This is a genomic window from Ensifer sp. Root1252, from assembly GCF_001425885.1.
In the GTDB taxonomy this organism is placed as follows: domain Bacteria; phylum Pseudomonadota; class Alphaproteobacteria; order Rhizobiales; family Rhizobiaceae; genus Ensifer; species Ensifer canadensis.
In genome coordinates, this window is record NZ_LMDT01000059.1 from 134,719 (window position 1) to 154,414 (window position 19,696).

The 19,696-nt window shown below is 62.1% G+C and carries 9 protein-coding genes; 4 read left to right on the top strand and 5 right to left on the bottom strand.

Features of this window, described 5'->3' with window-relative positions; genetic code table 11:
- Positions 1-15 precede the first annotated feature (15 nt).
- The 4 genes from ASD02_RS36335 to ASD02_RS36350 form a co-directional block, all read right to left on the bottom strand.
- Entirely contained in the window at positions 16-2,826 is a 2,811-nt protein-coding gene (locus tag ASD02_RS36335) for a condensation domain-containing protein (RefSeq protein ID WP_057220183.1), read from the bottom strand.
- On the bottom strand, positions 2,823-10,901 hold the full coding sequence (locus ASD02_RS36340; protein ID WP_057220184.1) for a hybrid non-ribosomal peptide synthetase/type I polyketide synthase: 8,079 nt from the start codon (positions 10,899-10,901) through the stop codon (positions 2,823-2,825). The genes ASD02_RS36335 and ASD02_RS36340 overlap by 4 nt, the downstream gene beginning before the upstream one ends.
- Positions 10,898-12,844: a non-ribosomal peptide synthetase gene (locus ASD02_RS36345; RefSeq protein WP_057213005.1), complete on the bottom strand. Its 1,947-nt coding sequence runs from the start codon at positions 12,842-12,844 to the stop codon at positions 10,898-10,900. The genes ASD02_RS36340 and ASD02_RS36345 overlap by 4 nt, the downstream gene beginning before the upstream one ends.
- Positions 12,845-13,193: 349 nt before the next feature.
- Positions 13,194-14,051, bottom strand: coding sequence for a glycoside hydrolase family 16 protein (locus ASD02_RS36350; RefSeq protein WP_234907998.1), 858 nt, complete (start codon positions 14,049-14,051; stop codon positions 13,194-13,196).
- A gap of 138 nt (positions 14,052-14,189) precedes the next feature.
- Between ASD02_RS36350 and ASD02_RS36355 the strand changes: the two genes are divergently transcribed.
- The 4 genes from ASD02_RS36355 (at position 14,190) to ASD02_RS36370 (ending at position 18,793) form a co-directional block, all read left to right on the top strand.
- A complete protein-coding gene (locus tag ASD02_RS36355; protein ID WP_244494348.1) occupies positions 14,190-15,638 on the top strand; it encodes a hypothetical protein in 1,449 nt (482 codons plus the stop codon).
- A complete protein-coding gene (locus tag ASD02_RS36360) occupies positions 15,635-16,918 on the top strand; it encodes a polysaccharide pyruvyl transferase family protein (RefSeq protein ID WP_057213003.1) in 1,284 nt (427 codons plus the stop codon). The genes ASD02_RS36355 and ASD02_RS36360 overlap by 4 nt, the downstream gene beginning before the upstream one ends.
- 270 nt (positions 16,919-17,188) lie before the next feature.
- A complete protein-coding gene (locus ASD02_RS36365; RefSeq protein ID WP_025428341.1) occupies positions 17,189-17,857 on the top strand; it encodes a Crp/Fnr family transcriptional regulator in 669 nt (222 codons plus the stop codon).
- 273 nt (positions 17,858-18,130) lie between these two features.
- Positions 18,131-18,793: a response regulator transcription factor gene (locus ASD02_RS36370; RefSeq protein ID WP_025428340.1), complete on the top strand. Its 663-nt coding sequence runs from the start codon at positions 18,131-18,133 to the stop codon at positions 18,791-18,793.
- A gap of 229 nt (positions 18,794-19,022) precedes the next feature.
- On the opposite strand, the gene ASD02_RS36375 is transcribed toward ASD02_RS36370, so the two are convergent.
- Positions 19,023-19,574, bottom strand: coding sequence for a DUF922 domain-containing protein (locus ASD02_RS36375; RefSeq protein ID WP_244494349.1), 552 nt, complete (start codon positions 19,572-19,574; stop codon positions 19,023-19,025).
- Positions 19,575-19,696 lie beyond the last annotated feature (122 nt).

Below are 19,696 nucleotides of genomic sequence, written 5' to 3' on the forward strand. Positions count from 1 at the left end.
CTTCGCACGTCGTGTTCAGCGCTCGTCGGAGCGGAACCTGTTGATGACGATGGTCGCCAGGGCCTGAATGCTGTTGCTGTTGAGGCTATCCTCGTGCCAGCCTTCGAGGTCGAAGACCTCGCTGTCTGCAGCGATTGCACCACCCCAGCCGAACAGCAGCTTGCGCGCGCGGCGATGAGTGGCTTCACTGCGGAACAAAAGCACCGACTTCTCATTCGTCGATGGCGGACGATAGCGGCGGGCCGCATCGACCAGCAGATCGGTAACATCGGCATTGACGGCTTCTTCCTGAGAATAGGTCCCGGCCCGCAGACCCAGGTGCTTGAGCAGGGCAAGCGTGAAGTTGAACTCCCTGAGATAGTCGACGAAGCTGATGCGGCCGGAAAAGAGCTTGCGGGTGAAGTAGCCGACGCGCTTCACGCGGCGCTCGCTGTTCCAGCGAAGGCGCCGGAGCCGGGGCTGCGACTTGACATAGCCCGGTGCCCAGGCATCGATGACGGCCGTGAAGCGAAGATCAGCGCCGCGCTCGCGCAGCTGGCGGGCAATTTCGACCGCCAGCACGCCATTGACGCAGAGCCCCATCACGCCGACCGGGCCTTTCAGAATATCTGCGCCCATGCTGTCGACGGCATGCCCAGCGATCTCTTCAAGCGACATGGAGGCGAGATCGCCGGTGAGGTCCGCATGGAACATGTTGGCGTTATAGACCGAGACGGCACCGCCAAGATCGGTCGCAAGCCGGTAGTAGAGGAACGGATGATTGAGCGTGTAGAGCGTATAGGGCGCATCGGTCCGCCCGCAGGCCCCGACGCTCCAGGGATTGGCGCTTGCGGGTTCCAGATCGGTGCCGCTTACCTGCGCTTCGCCAAACAGCGCAGTGGCAAAGCCCCCGAATGTCGGCTGCTTGAAGAGCAGCTCTAGGTCAGCCTTGGCCCCAAGCTTCGATCTGGCGCCGGAGAGCATGCGCAATGCCAGCAGCGAGTGGCCGCCGAGCGCGAAGAAGTTATCGCCGGCCGCGACCGTTGGGACGCCGAGCACCTCTGCCCAGATCGCTGCAAGCGCCTTAGTCTGGTCGATCAGGGCCGCCGATACGGGTACTGGTGCCGGAACAGCTGTTGGCTCAACGCGATCGGCCACAGCCTTGGCAAGGGTGGTCGGCGGCGCCGGTATCCGCAATGCGGTTCGGTCGATGGTGCCGCTGGCATCGCGCGGCAAATTGAGAAGCACGCTGATACCACCAGGCATGGCGGATTGCGAAAGTTGCCGTCCGAGATAGTCCATCAGATGCTCTGGGAGGCGATCGAGCGGTTCGGTGGTCGTCGGCGCCGGGGTGACGAAAGCATGCACGCGCTTGCCATCGTCTTCGACCAGCACCACGGCCGAACCGACCGATGGATGGGCGGCAAGCATCAATTCGATCGCCGTTGCCCGCCCCGTCTCCACTCGCTGCGTCTTGATCTCCCTCGGAGGGATGACCAGTGAGGAAAGCGGCGCCGAGGGCCGTTCCAGCGCCGCTTCATAGGCCTCCTGCCAAAGCCGCAGAAGAGATTCGATCGTGCTCTTTTCAAACAGGTCGGCATTGTATTCGATCGACATGCGCCATCCGCTCGGCCTGCCGATCATGATGAAGCTCAGATCGTAGATAACACCAGGCGATTGCGACGGCGCGCTGATCAGCTCGAAGCCTCCATACTGATGGTCTTCCAGGAATGCCTTCTGCAGGTTGAAGTTGACCGAGATCAGCGGGTTGCGCGAGGGATCGCGAACCGGATTGACCAGTTCGACCAGTTTGTTGAACGGCATTCTGTGATGGTTGAGGGCAGCCGTCACCGTTGCGGTTGCTAGACGCACATGCTCGGCAAAGGAAATGTCACCGGCCATGTCGAACCGCAGAACAACATTGTTGATGAAGACCCCTATGAGGTTCTCCAGGTCCGTCTCGTCGCGCCCGGCGACCTGTGAGCCGAACATGACGGTGTCGTGTCCGGTATAGCGATGCAGCAACGCGCTGACGACGGCAGCCCCGAAACTGTAGAGCGAGACCCTATGTGCGCGGGCGGCGGCGTCGATCCGCTCGCTGAATTCGCTCGGGTTGTTGACGGACAGGATATTGCCGCGGCTGGTCTTGACCGGTCCGCGCGGCGTGTCGGGAATAACTTCGAAATAGGACGCTCCGGTCAGCTGTTCGCGCCAGAATGACTTCTCGGTCTCGAAACCGTAGCTGTTCAGATACTCCTGCTGCCACAGCGAGAAATCGCCGTATTGCAACGGCAGGTCCGGAACAGCCGGCTGCCGGCCGGCATCAAGCGCCGCCGCGATCTCGCCGACCTCGCGGCCAAGCACGCGGATCGACCAGCCATCAAAGCAGCTCTGGTGGGCGGTGATCAGTAGAAAGCCCCGCTCGTTCTCTACCATCAGCAGCGAAACGCGGAAGAGGTAGGGACTGCTGAGGTCGAACGGCGCGCGCGCGGTCTCCTCACCGATCGAGAGGATACGCTGATCGCGCTGATCGGCAGGTACGTTTCGCAGGTCGATGACCGACATCCTGAAGTCGACTTGGTCGACCACCTGCTGGCAGGGCCTACCGCCGACTTCGACGAACCGGGTGCGAAGGGCCTCATGACGCTGGATGACTGTACGAAAGGCGGCCTCCAACGTCGAGGATCGGAATGCGCCGCGGATCTCCCATCGGACTGCGACGTTGAGCGCCGGATTGCCTGGCTTCAGCTGGTCGAGGATCCAGCAGCGCAACTGGGTCTGGGAACAGGGGAACTCCGCAATCACGGTGGGTTCGGCGACAGGTGCAGTGTTGCTTGTCTCTTTCATACTCTTGATACCTGCTCAAACCGGCGCCGCGCGCCATTGCGGAAATCTCTCAGCGAAGGGACCTGCGGCTGGGTGCCGTTCGGATCGATGTCGTCGCGTGTCTCGGCAAAGGTGGCGAGTTCTGCGATGGAGGGATGCATCATCAGATGTTTGGCCTCCAGGCGCAGACCGCTGTCGAGCATGCGGGCGGCGATGCGGAAGATGATCAGCGAATCCGCGCCGAGCGCGTAGAGGTTGTCCTCGACGCCGATCTCCTGCGCGTTCAGAACCTCGCGCCAGATCTCGCAAAGCTGCGTTTCCATGGCGGTGCGCGGCGGCACCCTGATGGCCGTGGTCTCGCGTTGCGGCAAACCACGCTGTTCGAGCGTCTTGCGGTCGAGCTTGCCGTTGGCCGTCTGGGGGAGAGCCTCCTCAAGCACCCAGAAACCGGGGACCATATGCGCCGGCAGGTTGGCCTCCGCATGGGCGGCAAGCGCGGATGCCGAGGGTTTGCTGCTCAGGTCTTCCGGGATGACATAGCACACCAGCTGCTTGTCGCCATTGCTGTTCGGGGCGGCGACGACGGCGCATTGGCGAACGCCGGCGGCGCTGGAAATCGCAGCCTCGATATCGCCAAGCTCGATGCGGAAACCGCGCAGCTTGATCTGCTGGTCGCGCCGGCCGAGCAATTGTAGCGAACCATCCGCGAGCCGCCGACCGACGTCGCCGGTCTTGTAAAGACGCTGAACCGTTCCCGTGCCGATGTCGATATCGGCGAAGGCCTTCTCGGTCAGATCAGGGCGCGCGAAGTAGCCGTTGGCAAGGCCCTCGCCGCCGATATGCAGTTCACCCGTGACCCCGATGGCGGCAACGCGGTTGGCCTTGTCGAGGATGAGGAGCTGCGTGTTGGCGATGGGATGGCCGATGGTGATCGGCTTTTCGCCATCCTCGATCCGTTGCACCGACGACCAGATCGTCGTCTCGGTCGGGCCGTACATGTTCCACAGCTCGCCTCCGAGGCCGAGCAATGAAGAAGCGAGCGCCTTGGGAAGCGGCTCGCCGCCGCACAGCATCTTGAGGTTCGAGCGGCTGAGGCCGGCTTCGACCAGCATCTGCCAGAGTGTCGGCGTCGCCTGGAGCACGGTCGCACCGCAGCTTTCGACGAGCCGCACCAGAGCAAAACCGTCGCGCACCGTGTGCCGGCCGGCAAGCACCACCTTCGCACCTGTGATCAGCGGCAGGTAGAGTTCAAGGCCGGCAATGTCGAAGGAGATCGTCGTCACCGCGACGATCGTATCGCGATCGTCAAGTCCCGGCTCCCGCGCCATCGACGTGAGGAAGTTGACCAGGGCGCGATGGGAGACTTCGACCCCCTTCGGTGCGCCGGTCGATCCCGACGTGAAGATGATGTAGGCCGGCGTCGCCGCGTCCGTGGGGACCTTCGGCAGTGCAGTTGCCGCGCCGGTCGCATCGACGTCGCTATCGATGCGGATGATCGCGACGTCCTTGCCGGCCAGGCCCTCTGCCCGGTCGCTATCGCAGATCATGCCGGCAACGCGCGCAACCTCAAGGGTTTGCGACAGGCGGGTCTCAGGATGGGCAGGGTCGAGCGGCACATAGGCATGTCCCGATTTCATGATCGCCAGCAGGGCGATCACCATTTCAAGCGACCGTTCGGCGAAAAGGGCGATGCGCTGGCCCGGCTCCGGGACGGTCTTCTGGATTTGGCAAGCCAACTGGTTGGATCGCCCTTCGAGCTCGCCATAGGTCATCGTCTTGCCATCGAGTTCGACGGCGATCGCTGTCGGATGCTCGGCAGCTCTGCGAGCAAACAGCGAGAAGACGAATGCATCGCGATCGTAGTCGGCGGCCGTGTCGTTGAGGCCCTCGGCAAGCCAGGCCTGTTCAGCCGCAGACAGAAGCGGCAGACCGTGGATCGGCCGGGTGATGTCGGCTGCCAGCGCCGCAACCAGTGTCGCGAAATGGCCGATCCAGCGCTCGATCGTGCTGCGCTCGAAGACCTCGGCATTGTAGTCGACATCGATGCGAACGCCGTTGGGGCTTTCGGTCAGGTTGAAGAACATATCGAAGTTGGAGAAGGCCTTGGCGTTCGACGCGATCTTCGTCTGCAGCCCGCCGAACTCCAGATTGTCAGGAACCCGCTCGAGGTTGAACTGGATCTCGGTCAGCGGCAAGCGGTGCGTGTCACGCTTGACGCCGAGCTTACGGACGAGCGTGCCGTAGGTGTAATCCTGGTGCTCGAACGCACCGAGCACAAGCTGCTGCGTCGCCTTGAGATGCTCGTCGAAGCGCTTGTCCGACGAGACCGTCTGGCGAAGCGGCAGGAGGTTGACGCAATGGCCGACGAGCGTCTGGCCGTCGAGCAGGCTCTGCCCGGCCGAAGGCACGGCGACGACGATGTCGTCCTGTCCGGAGAGGCGGGAGATCATGATTTGCAGCGCCGCCAGCAACGTCGAAAACAAGGTCGCGCCGGACTTTGCACCTGCCTTCTTCAGGGCTTTGTAGGTTTCCGCCTCGATGCTTCCGGTGACGGTGCCGCCGGCAAAGCTGCGGCGATCCGACCGCGGCCGGTCCAGCGGCATTTCCGGCAGATCGGGGACGTCCTTGTATTGGTCGAGCCAGAATTGTTCGGTCGCGTTCGATATCTCCGCATTGGGAGCAAGATCGGTCGCGTAGGTGGCAAAGGAGAGCGGCGTCGTGAGCCCGGCCTCGGCGTTGCGCATCAGGGCGGAATAGGTCGCGGCAAGCTCTTCGATCAGCACATTGATCGACCAGCCATCGCAGATGATGTGGTGTGCGGTGAAGACCAGGCGGTGGCTGTCGGGAGTCATCCTGACGATGGAAGCCCGAACGAGTGGCCCATCGGCAAGATCGAAGGGAGTGCGCGCATCTTCGTCGATCAATTGCTGCAACAGCGCCTCGGCATCGTTCTCGCCGGCAAGGTCGATATCGGCGACATCGAGCACGAAATCGGGAATGAACTCGAAATGATCCCCCGCCCGGCCGAACCGGATCTGCAGCGCATCATGGCGTGCGACTACGGCATCAAGCGCCCGGCCCAAGCGTTCGCGATCCAGCGGCCCGTCCAGAACCATCGTGAAGGACTCGTTGAAGGAGCAGGAGGCTTCATCGCCGACCTGGGCGGCCAACCAGATTTCCTTTTGCGCTTCCGTCAGCGGCGCCGTTGAAGGTCGGCCAGTTGCCACAGCAGCAGGCTCTGGCGCGATATCCTCTGCCTGGCGTTGCGTGCCGAGGATGCCGACCGATTGGAACGCATCAAGACTGGTGCGGAAGGCGGCAGCGATCGCCTGGAAATCCGCCTCGCTGTGGGCGGTCGTCAGGAAGCAGGGATAGCCGTCCTGGATATGAATACCCTGCATGCGCATCTTGGCATAGAGGAGCGAGCCCAGCGGATCGTCGCTGCCGAAGTCGGCAAAGAACCAGCTCTTGTAGCTGTTGATGGTCTTGGCGATACCGCGCCGGGCGAGATCCGCATTGATCTCGGCGACCAGAGCCTGCGTGCGATCGGCGACGGCGCCATAGAGTGCGGCGCCCTCGCCCCTGATGTGCTGAAGAACGGCCCGCGCCGCCGCAAGCACGAGCGGATGGCGCACGAAGGTCCCGGCAAAGAAGGTCGGCGCGGTCATCGGAACGCTATCGTCGCCATAATTCCAGCATCCGCCGTCGAGTGCATCCATGAAGCGGCTGTCGCCCACCAGCACGCCGATCGGCATGCCGCCGCCGATGACCTTGCCATAGGTCGCCATGTCGCCCTTGATGCCCCAGACGGCCTGCATGCCACCGGGATCGACACGGAAGCCGGTGACGACCTCGTCGAAAACCAGCGCGAATTCGGATTTCGTGGCAATAGCACGCAGCTCGCGCACGAACTCGACCGGCCGTAATTCCGGATGACGGCTTTGGACCGGCTCGATGATCACCGCGGCGATATCGCCGGCATTGGCCTTGATCCATTCAAGGCTTTCCGGATCGCCGTAGCGAAGAACCGTCATGTTGGCGACGGAGGCGGCAGGGATACCGGCGGCGACCGGTATCGCGACCGGCGCACCAGCCCGATTCTTGCCCTTGACCAGCACCTCGTCGAACTGCCCGTGATAGTCGTTGCCGAAAATCACGATCCGATCCCGGCCGGTCACCGTGCGCGCCACCCGCATGGCCGCCATGACGGCTTCCGAGCCGGTGTTGCAGAAGGTTACGCGTTCGTGCCCGGTCATCTCTGCGATCAGTTCCGCGACTTCGCCGGCAAGCGGCGTCTGCGGGCCGATGGCAAACCCGGCGTCGGCCTGCGCCTTCACCGCCTCGACGACGAAATCCGGTGCGTGACCGAAGGCCGTCTGACCCATGCCGTTGACCAGATCGATATATTCATTGCCGTCGACGTCCCAGATGCGCGATCCCTTCGAACGATCGGAAACGACGGGGAAGACCATCTCCTTCCAGTCCTGGCGGAAGCCGGCAGCGGTGCGCGGATCGGCGAGCCACTTCCGGTTCTGGCCGGTGAAGCTCTTCGATTTCCCGTTCCGTGCCTCGTAAGTGGCGATCAGGTCGGCGACGAACGCCTGCTTCTGCGGCGTCATCTCGTGTGCAAGGCTCTTGGCGCCGGGACGGTAGAGCTTGATGCGCTCGGCGCCGATTTCACCGTCGCCTGCACGATCGACCTCAATCTTCGATACCGGCTGCGGCTCAATCGTCGCGATCGGAGGGGCGATCGCCGCCGCAACAATGGTCGACGGTGCGGAAGGGGCTGCGACGGAACCTGTCGCCTGGAGCACCTGCAACTGCTGCGTGACGATCGTCTGCAGCATCTGCAATTGCGACTGGAGGACGGACTCGATGCCGGCAACAGTCGCGGCTGTGGTGACGGGGGCAACGGCAAGCGGCAGGGCCGTCTGCGCCGCGACGGCGGGCGCCGCGGTCGTTGCGAGTGGCGTCGTGGCAGCTGCCGTAGCTGCTGGGGCCGGCTGCGGCTCGGGCGGCAACTGCCGGTCGAGATGCGCGGCCAGATCCTGGATGCTGGGAATGTTGCTCAGCAGCTCCCGGAACGAGAGCTTGATCTTGTAGTCTTTCTCGATCCTTTGCGCGAACTGGCCGATGAAGAGCGAGTCAAAGCCGAGCTCCAAGAATGTCGCACCCGCTTCACCCGGTCCGAGCGCCTCCCCCGACATGTCGCTGAGCAGGGTGATGAGGGAGGTTTGCAAGGCAGGGATACGGCTGGCAGCAGCAACTGGTGTGGCAACATTCATGATTTTGATCCCGTCAAACGGTTGCGCTTGAGTGTCGGTGGAAGATGGCTCGGCGGCAGGGAGCTGCTCGGCCGACGATGCCGGCCGGCCTTCGCCGCGCCGTGCGGAGGCAGGAGCGTCAATCCAGTGGCGCTGCCGCTGGAACGGATAGGTGGGCAGAATGAGCGGGGTTTTGCTCGCGGACGACGTCGGCCAGTTGAGGTCGCAGCCCGACATCCAGAGCTTGCCGTGGGCCTCGGCGAGCGTTTCACCGGCGGCATGCGCGCGGTCATGTTCCGGTAACGACTGGACGACGGCAGTGACCGCATCGCGGCTGAGCGTCTGGGCCGCAAAGACCGACAGGGTGCGACCGGGGCCGACCTCCAGCAGGACGGGCTTGCGCCCGTCGCAAAGGGTCGCCAACCCGTCGGAAAACCGGACGGCGGCGCGGCAGTGCTTCGCCCAATAGTCGGGCGACATGCCTTGCTCAACCGTCTGCCATCCACCGGTGACGCAGGAGATATAGGGCGTTATGGCAGTACCGTAGGTGACCTTTGCCGTCTCTTCGCGCAGGGCTTCGGTGACGCCGTCCATCATGGCGGAATGAAACGCATGCGAGGTGTGAAGCCGGCTGAAGGCGATGCCGGCGCGCTCCATCGCAGCGCACGCAGCATCGACGGCAGCGAAGGTTCCGGAGATCACGCAGAGTTTCGGGGCGTTGACCGCAGCGATTTCGACCTCGTCGCCAAGATAGGCTGAGACTGTCTGCACATCCGCCCGCACGGAAACCATCGCGCCCTGGGGCTGCGACTGCATCAAGCGGCCGCGCGCGGCCACGAGCCGCAATCCGTCCTCGAAGGAAATGACGTTGGCAAGCGTCGCGGCGACGAATTCGCCAACGCTGTGACCGATCATGACATCGGGTTTCAAGCCGCGGCTCATCCATAACCGCGCGAGCGCATATTCGACGAGATAGAGGCACGGCTGCGCGATGCGCGTCTCGCGCTGTTCGTCGGCCATGGCCTGGCTCACCGTGCCGCTGTGGCAGATGAAATCGCGCAGGTCGGTTTTTAAAGGTGCCCGAAGCAGCTCCGTGCCTCTGTCGATCCAGCGGGTGAATTCCGGTTCGCGGCTGTAGAGTGCCGCGCCCATGCCGACATATTGCGAGCCCTGGCCGGGGAACATGAAGGCGATCGGCGGCCTTTCGGTGGCAACGGCACTTGCTACGCGCTCGCTGCCGAGGCGCTCAATCGCCTGCTCGATATCGTTGGCAGCTATGGCGGTGCGATGGCTGAAAGCGCGGCGACCGGTCTGCAGCGTGTGCGCGACCTGCGACAGTGGCAAAGCAGGGTTCGCCTGCAGGTGATCGCGCAGGTTCGCCCGCATGGCCGCAAGTGCTGCCTCGTTGCGGGCAGACAGCGGCAGAATGTGAGGCCCCCGCGCCACGTCGTCGACATTGCCCTGCGACGCGGGCGCCTGCTCCAGCACGAGATGCACATTGGTGCCGCCGACGCCGAACGAGCTGACGCCGGCGCGGCGCGGACCTTCGGTGGCCGGCCAGTCGGTGGTGCTGGCGGGAATATAGAAGGGACTGTCGTCGAGATTGATGCGCGGGTTCGGCCGCTGATAATTCGCCATTCCCGGTATCTTGGCGTGATAGAGCGCCAGCGCGGTCTTGATCAGCCCGCTGACGCCGGCAGCGGCATCGAGGTGACCGACATTGCCCTTGACCGAGCCCAGGGCACAAAGCTGCCGCTTGTCGCCTGCCTCGGCAAAGGCGCTGCGCAATCCGCCGAACTCGATCGGGTCACCAAGCGGGGTCGCGGTGCCGTGGCATTCGACATAACCGATCGTCGAAGGATCGACCCCCGCGTTTGCCAGAGCAGACGAAATCGCGTCCGCCTGCCCCTCGACGCTTGGCGCGGTAAACCCGATTTTGTCCGAACCGTCGTTGTTGATGCCGTAGCCGCGAATGACCGCGAAGATCCTGTCGCCATCCCTCAGCGCGTCTTCCAACCGCTTCAACAGCACGATGCCCGCGCCGCTGCCGAAAACCGTTCCAGCCGCCTGTTCGTCGAACGGCCGGCAGACACCATCGGGCGAAACCATGCCGCCCTCCTGATAGATATAGCCACGCCGTTGCGGGATCGTGATCGATACACCACCGGCAAGCGCCATGTCGCAGCTGTAGGTCAGCAGGTTCTGGCAGGCCTGCGACACGGCGAGCAGCGACGTGGAGCAGGCCGACTGGATGGCGATCGCCGGTCCGCGCAGGTTAAATTTGTAGGCGATGCGGGTCGCTAGAACGTCCGTCACTGAACCGACGATCTGCTGGAAGCAGCCGATCTGGTAGTTGGAGGTGAACTCCTCGACCTTCGCCCGCTCACCCAGGACATTGTTGATGAGATAGGTGGGCATCGAGGCTCCGGCGAAGACGCCGACCAGGCCGGGATAGCGGTGAGGATCGTATCCGGCCCGCTCGAGTGCTTCCCAGCAGACCTCGAGAAAGACGCGATGCTGCGGATCGGTGACCGCCGCCTCCCGCGGGAACATGCCGAAGAACTCGGCGTCGAACATGTCGACATCAGAAAGCTGCGGCCGGGCTGGCACGTAATTGGCGGCAGCACGTTCCTCATCGGTAAATGCATCCTCGATTTCGTCCAGCCTCAGTTTCGAGAATGCATGCCGCCCCTCGCACACCAGATCCCACAGTGCCTCGACCGATGGGGCGCCCGGGAACCGACCGGACATGCCGATGATTGCAATGCCTGTCACGTCCTGGTCATTGCGATCCGAACCGCGGGCGTCGTCTGCATCGTTGAAAACGGTCATGAAGCGCTCCTGCGGAAATGGGAGATGTTCTTCTTTTGCAGCGCCGCACGCTCGGCCGCCGTCATCGCTCGGGCACTGGCCGACGACTTTCCATCGAGGAAGCCGGCCAACTCGTGAATGGTCGGGTGCTTGAACAGGGCAACGACATCGATCGACCGACTGAGGTTGACCTCCAGCGCCGCATGCACCCGCATCAGCTGCAGCGACGTGCCGCCGAGATCGAAGAAATTGCGATCAAGCTCTACGGCCTGCAGGCTGAGCACGTTGCGCCAGAGGTCTTGCAAGAGTGCCTCGGTCCGACTGGCGACTGGCGCGTTCTCGGCCGGCAACGCATCCACCGGCAGCGGAAGCCTGGCGCGGTCGACCTTGCCCGATTGATGCAATGGCAATTCGTCAAGCACGATCACCGCACCCGGGATCATGTAGGCGGGCAGGCTGTTGCGCAGTCTCTCCATCACGTCGCGGATCAGCTCGGCGTCGTCTGCGCGGGTGCCCTCACGTGGGCACAGGTAACCAACGATGCGCTTGTGCGACTGATCCAGATGCTGGCAGATGACGACACCGTCGGCGAGCCGCGGATCGCGACGCAAGGCGGCCTCGATCTCGTCAAGCTCGATGCGCTTGCCATTCAGCTTGACCTGCCGGTCACGCCTGCCCCGGAAAAGCAGGATGCCGTCGTCGCTGAGCACCGCGAGATCGCCTGTCAGATAGCCGCGCACGTCTCCCTGTTCGGTGCGGATGGTGATGAACCGTTCTGCCGTCAGCTCGGGGCGTCGGAAATAGCCGATGGCGACGCCCTCGCCGGTGAGGACAAGCTCTCCCTCTATGTCGCGCCCGACCGGGCGACGGTCCTCGTCGACGATCAGTATACCGGTATGGCTGACGGCGCCGCCGATCGGCACGTCCTTGCCGTCGAACCCCGCGGGGATGTCGAAGGCGGTGGCCAGAACAGTGATTTCCGTCGGCCCATAGAGGTTTGTCAGTCGGCAGTCCGGATGCGCCTTCTGAAAGCGTTTGATGTGCTCGGCAGAGGCGACTTCGCCGCCGAACATCATATGCCGCAACGTCGGCAGTTCGCCGCAGGAGAAATCGGCGAGCAGGTTGAACAGGCCGGTGGTCAGCAAGGAGGCGGTAACGCCGTTGTCACGGATGACATCCCTAAGCCGGCCGACCGAGAAATTTCCGTCCCGCAACCCGGCAATGGTCCCACCGTTCGTCAATGTCGTCCAAATCTCGAACGTGGAAGCATCGAAAGCGATTGTTGCGGCGTGCAGCATCACGTCACCGCTTCCGAGCTCGACATAGTTCTGATCGAGCGCGAGCCGGGTAATGCCACGATGCGGAATGGAGACGCCCTTGGGTCGACCGGTCGAACCCGACGTGTACATGACGTAGGCCATGTCACCGCCTTCGCAGGGTACCGGCTCGAACGGCTTCCTCTCGGTTTGTGCGAGATCGGCGACGATCGCGTGAAGGTCGGCGATCGTGCCCTTGACGTTCGGCACAAGGCGCATCGTAGCAAGCGAGCGGGTATCGACGAAGACCACCTTGGGCTCGCAGTCGCCGATGACGTAGTCGAGATGATCGACGGGAAAAGTCGTATCGAGCGGCAGATAGGCGGCGCCGGCCTTGAGGGTGGCCAGCATGGCGACGATCGTTTCGAGGGAGCGCGGGACGAAGAGGCAGACGATATCGCCCTTCGTGACGCCCGCATCGATCAGATAGGCGGCAAGCGCATCGGACATCAGGTCAAGTTCGCCGTAGGTGATCGAGTGGTCGTCGAAGACGATTGCCGTCGCCTGCGGAGCCGCCTGGGCGTGCCGGTGAACGACGGCATGAACCGAGTGCTCCGGGTCGTAGTGCACGGTTTCCTGCGAGCGGCCCGTCACGCGCCCGGACTTCACCGCCGAATCTACTGCGCTGAAAAATCGGAACTCAGCCATCGTTCGCCTCCTGTCCCTCTCGCCTCACTGCCCGGCGGGACGGCTCAAACGCCCTCCCGGCAATGGGCAGCTCGCGAATTTTGCTGCAATGCCGTCGTCAGCCAGAATTCCATGGTGGCGAAAAATGAACAGCTGATCATTGGGATAGCCGCACCGACGCATCGCCATCAAAAGGGTTAGGCCCGCTTAGTCCTTAAGGGGATGGAAGTCACGGCTATGCACGGACGAGGCGCCCGATAGGCGGCCGGAATCGTGTTCCATCTTTTTGTTTTCGCAGGAATTTTCGAGGCCACCCGCAGCGCTGACCTTGCCGGATCAAACGCGGTGAAAACGACCTGGCGAGGGGCGCCTATTGAAGGTCGTATGCCCTGACATAATCGATGAACATGTGGGATGGATCCGGCGCCTGATCGGCGGTTTTTTCCACGAGCGCGAGGTTGAGCAGCACGTACATCGGCTGCCGGTGCTCAGGCCGCGTTTCGGCCTTCCACACGAGTTTCCGGTCAAAGTACATCCGTATGAATTCGGAATCGATCTTCACCCCATAGGTATGAAAATCCTGGGGGTCGGCGTCGCGAAATACCTCGATCCGACTGAATTGGGAATCGTCCTTGTCATCGCGATGCCAGACATGGATGACAGAGGAGTATCCTTCCGGCTTGTCACCGTAGAATTCCATCACGTCTATCTCGGCCGTCGACTTCGAGCGGTCCTTGCCGATCAGCCAGAATGCGGGCCATACGCCCGGACCGACCGGCAAACGCGCACGCATTTCGAAATAGCCGTATTGCTGGGCAAAGCCATTGCCCTTGGCGTCCACCGAGGCGAGCAGGCCTGACTGCCAGTCACCTTCCGGGTCGCGCTTGGCCTCGATCCTCAGAATGCCGTTTTCAGTCTTGAACGGCGAGCGCTCACCGGGGTTGGCAAAGCGGGCGCCACCAAAATCCCCCGACCACGGCGTATGCGCGATCCAGCGGGTGCCGGGCCCCCAGGCGGACACGCTCAGATCATCGAAGGTCTCGTCAAAGGTCAGCGGCATGTCGTCGACAGGAAGCTCGTCGCCCGTGTCGCCGGCCGTGTACCCATCGGCATGGGTCGCCGACACAAGCATCATCAGCCACAGGCAGCCGACGACAGGCCGGACGAAAAGCCGAACTGGCAGGCGGCGTGCCCAATACGGGCGAACTTCGCGAACAGATGGGGTCATGGTGCAAACTAACGCGGGGCGCTACCGCGGGTCCATTACCGATTCAGGCCGCGGCTTTATGCGAAAGGCTTAGCCGGAGGCGTAAATACGCAACATGCCCCCTTTGATAGGATCGTTTCAGCAACTGGAACTGGTGGCATGAGCTTTGAACTGATCGGCTTCGTTACCGTGCTTGTGGGTTTGGGCGTGCTGATGGCGCCCATTCACTGGGCGTTGACGTTCATGGTCGTCTCAACCGCTCTCGGCTCTGCCGCTGCCATCGGCCTTCCGGCACTTGGCGGCGCATCCATCCTCGTTCCAAATGTTTTCCTGCTGTTCTTCGGCCTCAGGGTCCTGATGGCCTATGGCGAAGGTCCGGTGCTGGCGGCCTTCGTGCCTGCCGGTGCCGGCTTCTGGCTGATGGTGCTCACCCTTTTCGGCGTGCTGACGGCGATCCTGTCGCCTCGCCTGTTCCAGGGCGCCGTCGACGTGATGACGGTCGAGCGATCTGTCGGTGCGAGAAGCTTCATATCGCTGTCACAGCTGCGGTTTTCGTCCAACAACATAACGCAGGCCGTCTATGCACTCGGCGGACTTGCCTGTTTCGGATTCTGCCATGCCTATCTGCGCCGGACGGCCGCGCCGTCGCACCTCGTCCACGCCATCCTCATTGCCGCCACCGTCAACCTCGCCTTCGCCGCGGCCGACATCCTCACTTATTTCTCCGGCACCGAGTATCTGCTGAGCGTGGTACGGACGGCCAACTACGCCCTTCTGACCGCCGCGGAAAAAGGTGGGTTGAAACGGATTTCCGGATCGTTCCCCGAGGCGTCGGCCTTTGCCGACTACACCTTGATCCTGTTTGCCGCGACCGCGAGCCTCTGGCTCGACCGGGTGCGCTCACGGGCGACAGCCCTCCTGGCGATCGCCTCGCTTGCCGGCCTGGTGTTTTCGACTTCTGCCACGGCACTGCTCGGGTTGGCGGTGGTCTTCCCGTTTCTCTGGATACGTTCGATTGTGACGGTCTTCGAACGGAGAAAGCCCGGACGTCCGGTGTTTCTCGCCGCCCTCTTCCTGGTCGTACCGCTCGTCATCCTCACGGTCGTCAACTTGTTCCCGGAGGTGGTGTCGACTGTTTACGATTTTCTCGATGAGATGCTGCTGTCAAAGGCCGACAGCCAGTCCGGCCGCGAGCGCGCGATGTGGAACGCCGCCGCCTATGAGGCGTTCGTCAACACCTCCGGCATGGGGGCCGGCCTGGGGAGCGCCCGCGCCTCCAGCTATCTACTGGTTCTGCTCTCGAATGTCGGGGTCCTTGGGCTCGCCATCTTCTGGGTCTTCGTCGCGGCCATTCTGTGCGCTCGCGCGGCACCAGACGCCGGGCGGCGGGCGGAAAGCCTTGCCGCGCTTCGGGCGGCAAAGGCCGGCTTTATCGCGGCCCTCAGCACCGCTCTCGTATCGGGCACCGTCTATGATCTGGGCCTGATGTTCTACATTCTCGCCGGCAGCGCGTCGGCGCTGACATGCCGGCAAATCGCCGAGGCAGAAGCGCCACGACCGCGACTGGTCGGTGCGACAAGCCCGCGCCGCATGGGAGGCTCCCGATGAAAATTGTCATCTTCAACGTCAAATACAGCGAAAACCTGGGTGACGGCATTCTGGCGCAGTGCCTGGAGACTGCGCTGGCGCGCGGAGCCAAGGGACTGGAGGTCAAGACGATCGATCTCGCCGGCAGGACGGCTTTCGGTACCGGCGGCGGCGGGCGCCGCCGGCTGTTGCTGAAGGTACTTCAAGCGCTGCCGTCATTCGCGCGTCGGCTGGTCGTCAGACAGGTGCTTGGCCCGACACTCCGCCGACTGCAAGTCGAATGGCGAAAGGAGATCGACGCCGCGGATGCGGTCGTCATCGGCGGTGGAAACCTGTTTCAGGACGACGACCTGAACTTCCCGCTGAAAGTCGGCGCAGCACTCGATTGTATCAACCGCAGCGGCAAGCCGCTGGCGGTCTATGCCGTCGGCACCAGCCGGGACTGGTCGTCGCAGGCAAGGCAGCTTTTCGGCATGATCGATGAGAGCCAGGTCGTCCACGTTTCGGTTCGTGACACGATCGCCGGCCGCAACTGGCTCGGCCACTTTCCAGCCGGCCCGCACGCCCGGATACTGCCCGATCCCGGGCTGCTCGTCCGGGAAATCGTCGCGTGCCACGCGCTTGCGCCACTGAAGGCAGATGACCGAGCAATCGGCATCTGCGTCACTGACCCGCTGATTCTGCGCCGACATTCCAGCCATGGCTCGGCTGGAACTCCTTTTCGGCATGCCGACGACTATCACCAGCTGCTGGGCCTGATGCTCGATGCCGGATATCGGATTTGCCTCTTCACCAATGGAGCCCAGGAAGACCAGGCCTTTGCGCGGCGCATTCTCGGCGGTGACGGTCTCGCCGATCACATCGACAGCGGTGATCTCTACCTCGCCCCTCGTCCCAAAACGCCCGAGGAACTGATCCACATCATCGCATCGACGCAGGTGATACTGGCGCATCGCCTTCACGCCTGCATCGCCGCCTATTCCCTCGGCGTGCCGCAGGTCGGTCTCGGCTGGGATGCGAAAGTCGAAGGCTTCTTCCAGTTCGTTGGCCGACCGGAGTATTTTGCCAACGGACCCGACATCTCCGCTCGCGATGTGGCCTCCTTGCTTGAAGAGTCAGCCCGCAAAGGCATCGATCCCGCGGCCCATGCCTCGATACTCAATCAAGCCCGCAACGGCATCTCGCAGCTGCGAGAGTGCCTGGAGGCGCACCAAAACCGCAGCGCAAGCCCGACGATCCAGCCGGTGGTTGTGCCAAGCGGCAGAGCCTTATCTGGCTATGCGTTGTCGCACGGTCTCTAACCGTAACGGGTCACACAGTGTTGATCGCGCGGTTATCGGCACCTTAGTGGTCCAAAACCCAAATGCTTCAGCTAATTAGGACCGGTACCCACCCGGCCGGATTAAGCTCATATCGATGTGATTTCCCGCCATTACTAATCCTCTTGGGTAATATTCCTAACCACCGGTTGTTTGCTATATACTTAAGTACAATCGAATGGACCGAAGAGAGAGTGCGCCTTTATGGTGGGGCAACTTGGGGCATTTATAGGATCGTCACGGTTTAGAGAATTGTCGAGTTTCGACACGGATCAGCAGAGGTCCGAACTCTCCGTGGCGCGAAAACGGGTATTCCCGGCGGGCTCGATACTGTTCGAGCCCGAAGGTCGATCGTGCGTCCTGTTCTTCATCTCCGGCTGGTGCGTCAGCCGGAAGATTCTGGCAAATGGCACCCGCATCGTCATCGATTTCATGCTGCGCGGAGATATGCTCTGGACCTTGTCGTCGGAAATGACGCAGGAGACAATCCAGGCGCTTTCCGACGTTGCCGTCTACGAGTTCGCGGTGCCTCCCGGCACCGGCGGCCCCAATCTGTCGCAGAGAATCCAGCAGAACTTCGTGCACGAGATGCTCAAGCGCCAGGTCAGGATGACCGAGCGGCTGGCAAACATCGCACGTCGCGACGCACTGGAGCGTACCGGGCATCTCTTGCTCGAGCTCGCAGTCCGCGCCGGTAGACCCGACAGGCTGGGATTTGACGGTTTCGATTGCCCGCTAACGCAGTCCGACATCGGCGACGCCGTCGGCCTGTCGACCGTGCACATCAATCGCGTTCTGAAGGAGATGAGGTTGAAAGGATTGTTGTCGTTCAGGAATGGCATCGTCGAATTTCTCGATCGCAGACGCCTGGCCGAATTGGTGGACTTCGATCCGGGCTATCTCAGCACGAATTCCGGTTGATTCATTGCGAGGGCTTTAACCTGTGTTAATGCGCACCGACAATATATGTGATCTGATTACCAAAATATAAGAAGAAAATACGAGAGGACCCTGAGGGAATATCAACACCAATACTTGTATCTAGAATATTTACACCTAACAAAATAAGAATAAAAAGGAGAAAATTCAATGGATATTCGTACAGCAACAATTGCAAGAACCTCCACGACGCGACCGACATCCCTCCCAAGCGTACTGGAACAGCGTCTTCCCCAAAGTCTGGCGGGTTCGGATATGACCGATCAGGAGGAAGATCTCGACTACATCCTGCTCATCGACCCTCGTGCTCTCGACCGGGAGTGCCTGTCGAAAAGCCTGACGGGCTATGACCCCGGGCTGACGATCGTCACAGTCGGATCCTTTGACGAGTGGCGCGGCCGCAAATTGCAGACAGACCCTTCCGCCGTTCTTCTCATCGTCGGCGGCGGCAAAGTGGGTGACCTTGCCGTCTGCGAAAAGATCGAAACTCTGGTTGAGAAGTTCAAATACAGCCCGGTGATCGTGGTTGCCGAAACGGATGAACTCGGCCAAATTCTCAAGGCATTGGAATGCGGTGCCCGTGGCTACATTCCAAGCAATGTCGGCATCAATGTCGCCGCCGAAGCGATTGCGCTGGCGCGCGCCGGTGGCGTCTTCGTTCCGGCAAGCAGCATCCTGACGATGAGAGAGGCAATAAATTCGGTCGTGAATGGCGCCCGTTGCTCCGACAGCCTGTTCACGCCTCGGGAAATCGAAGTCGCCGAAGCCTTGCGCCGTGGAAAGGCAAACAAGATCATCGCCTATGAGATGGATCTGTGTGAAAGCACCGTGAAGGTTCACATCAGAAACATCATGAAAAAGCTGAACGCGACCAACCGCACCGAGGTCGCCTACAAGATCAGAGAATTCATGAAGTAAGCCGCCGATAGCAAACGAACCGGCAGACGTTGCGAATAACGAAGGCTCCGGCAGGCGTGTTTTTGATCACGGCCTGCTGACCGTGGTTCGCGATCGGCTGACTCGTCTCCTATATCCGGCATCCGGCGCCGATATGGGGCGGCATGTGTAGTTTCGAGATGCGCCCCGGCAAGAGATTGTCGGGGATGCCGTTGCGGCGCATGAAATGGCGCATGCCCGTGAGCCTCGGTCAACGGCTTCCGGCACCATTGACGAGATTGAGAATGAGTTGATGGATATTGCCGCCATCACTGAGTTCGACGCGGTCGAAGTCCCGGCTTCTCTGGCGTTGAGCAACAGACAGCTCGCCGAGCCGCTTCGTCAGCTCAGTCCTGATCTTGCGGCAGTTGGGGTCTGCGTCTACCGAGAGCCCGACTGATGTGGTCTCGATCGCCTTCACCAGATCCTTGATGTAGTCACCGTGAACAAGCTCGTGCTTGCGAACGCCTGCGAAAAAGGTTTCCCAGTTCTCTACCATGGCCCCCTGCAGCGGCTTCGACGGCTTCGGCAGCGTATAGGTGATGATGAGCTTCGGCTTGGCCGAAACGAGCGTGCAGGCGTTGCCTTGCGGCTCGTATTTCCGGGTCCAGGTCAGCTTGAAGTCCGTGTGAGCGATGGCCCGAACCAGCCCGCCGACCTTTGGCCCCCGCTCGCCGATCGACGCATAAAGCTCGGCGCCGGTCTGCCCCGAGATCGCATAGGTGCGGACCTTTTCCACCGCCTGCCATTCCGCATGCGCCATGCACGGCAACGAAAATGCGCAAACCATCGTACTGCAGAAGAAAACGCTTCGCTTCACCCGAATCCCCCGGAAGGCACCTGAACGCGGGCGACCCTACTGCATAATTTCTTGATCGGCATCGA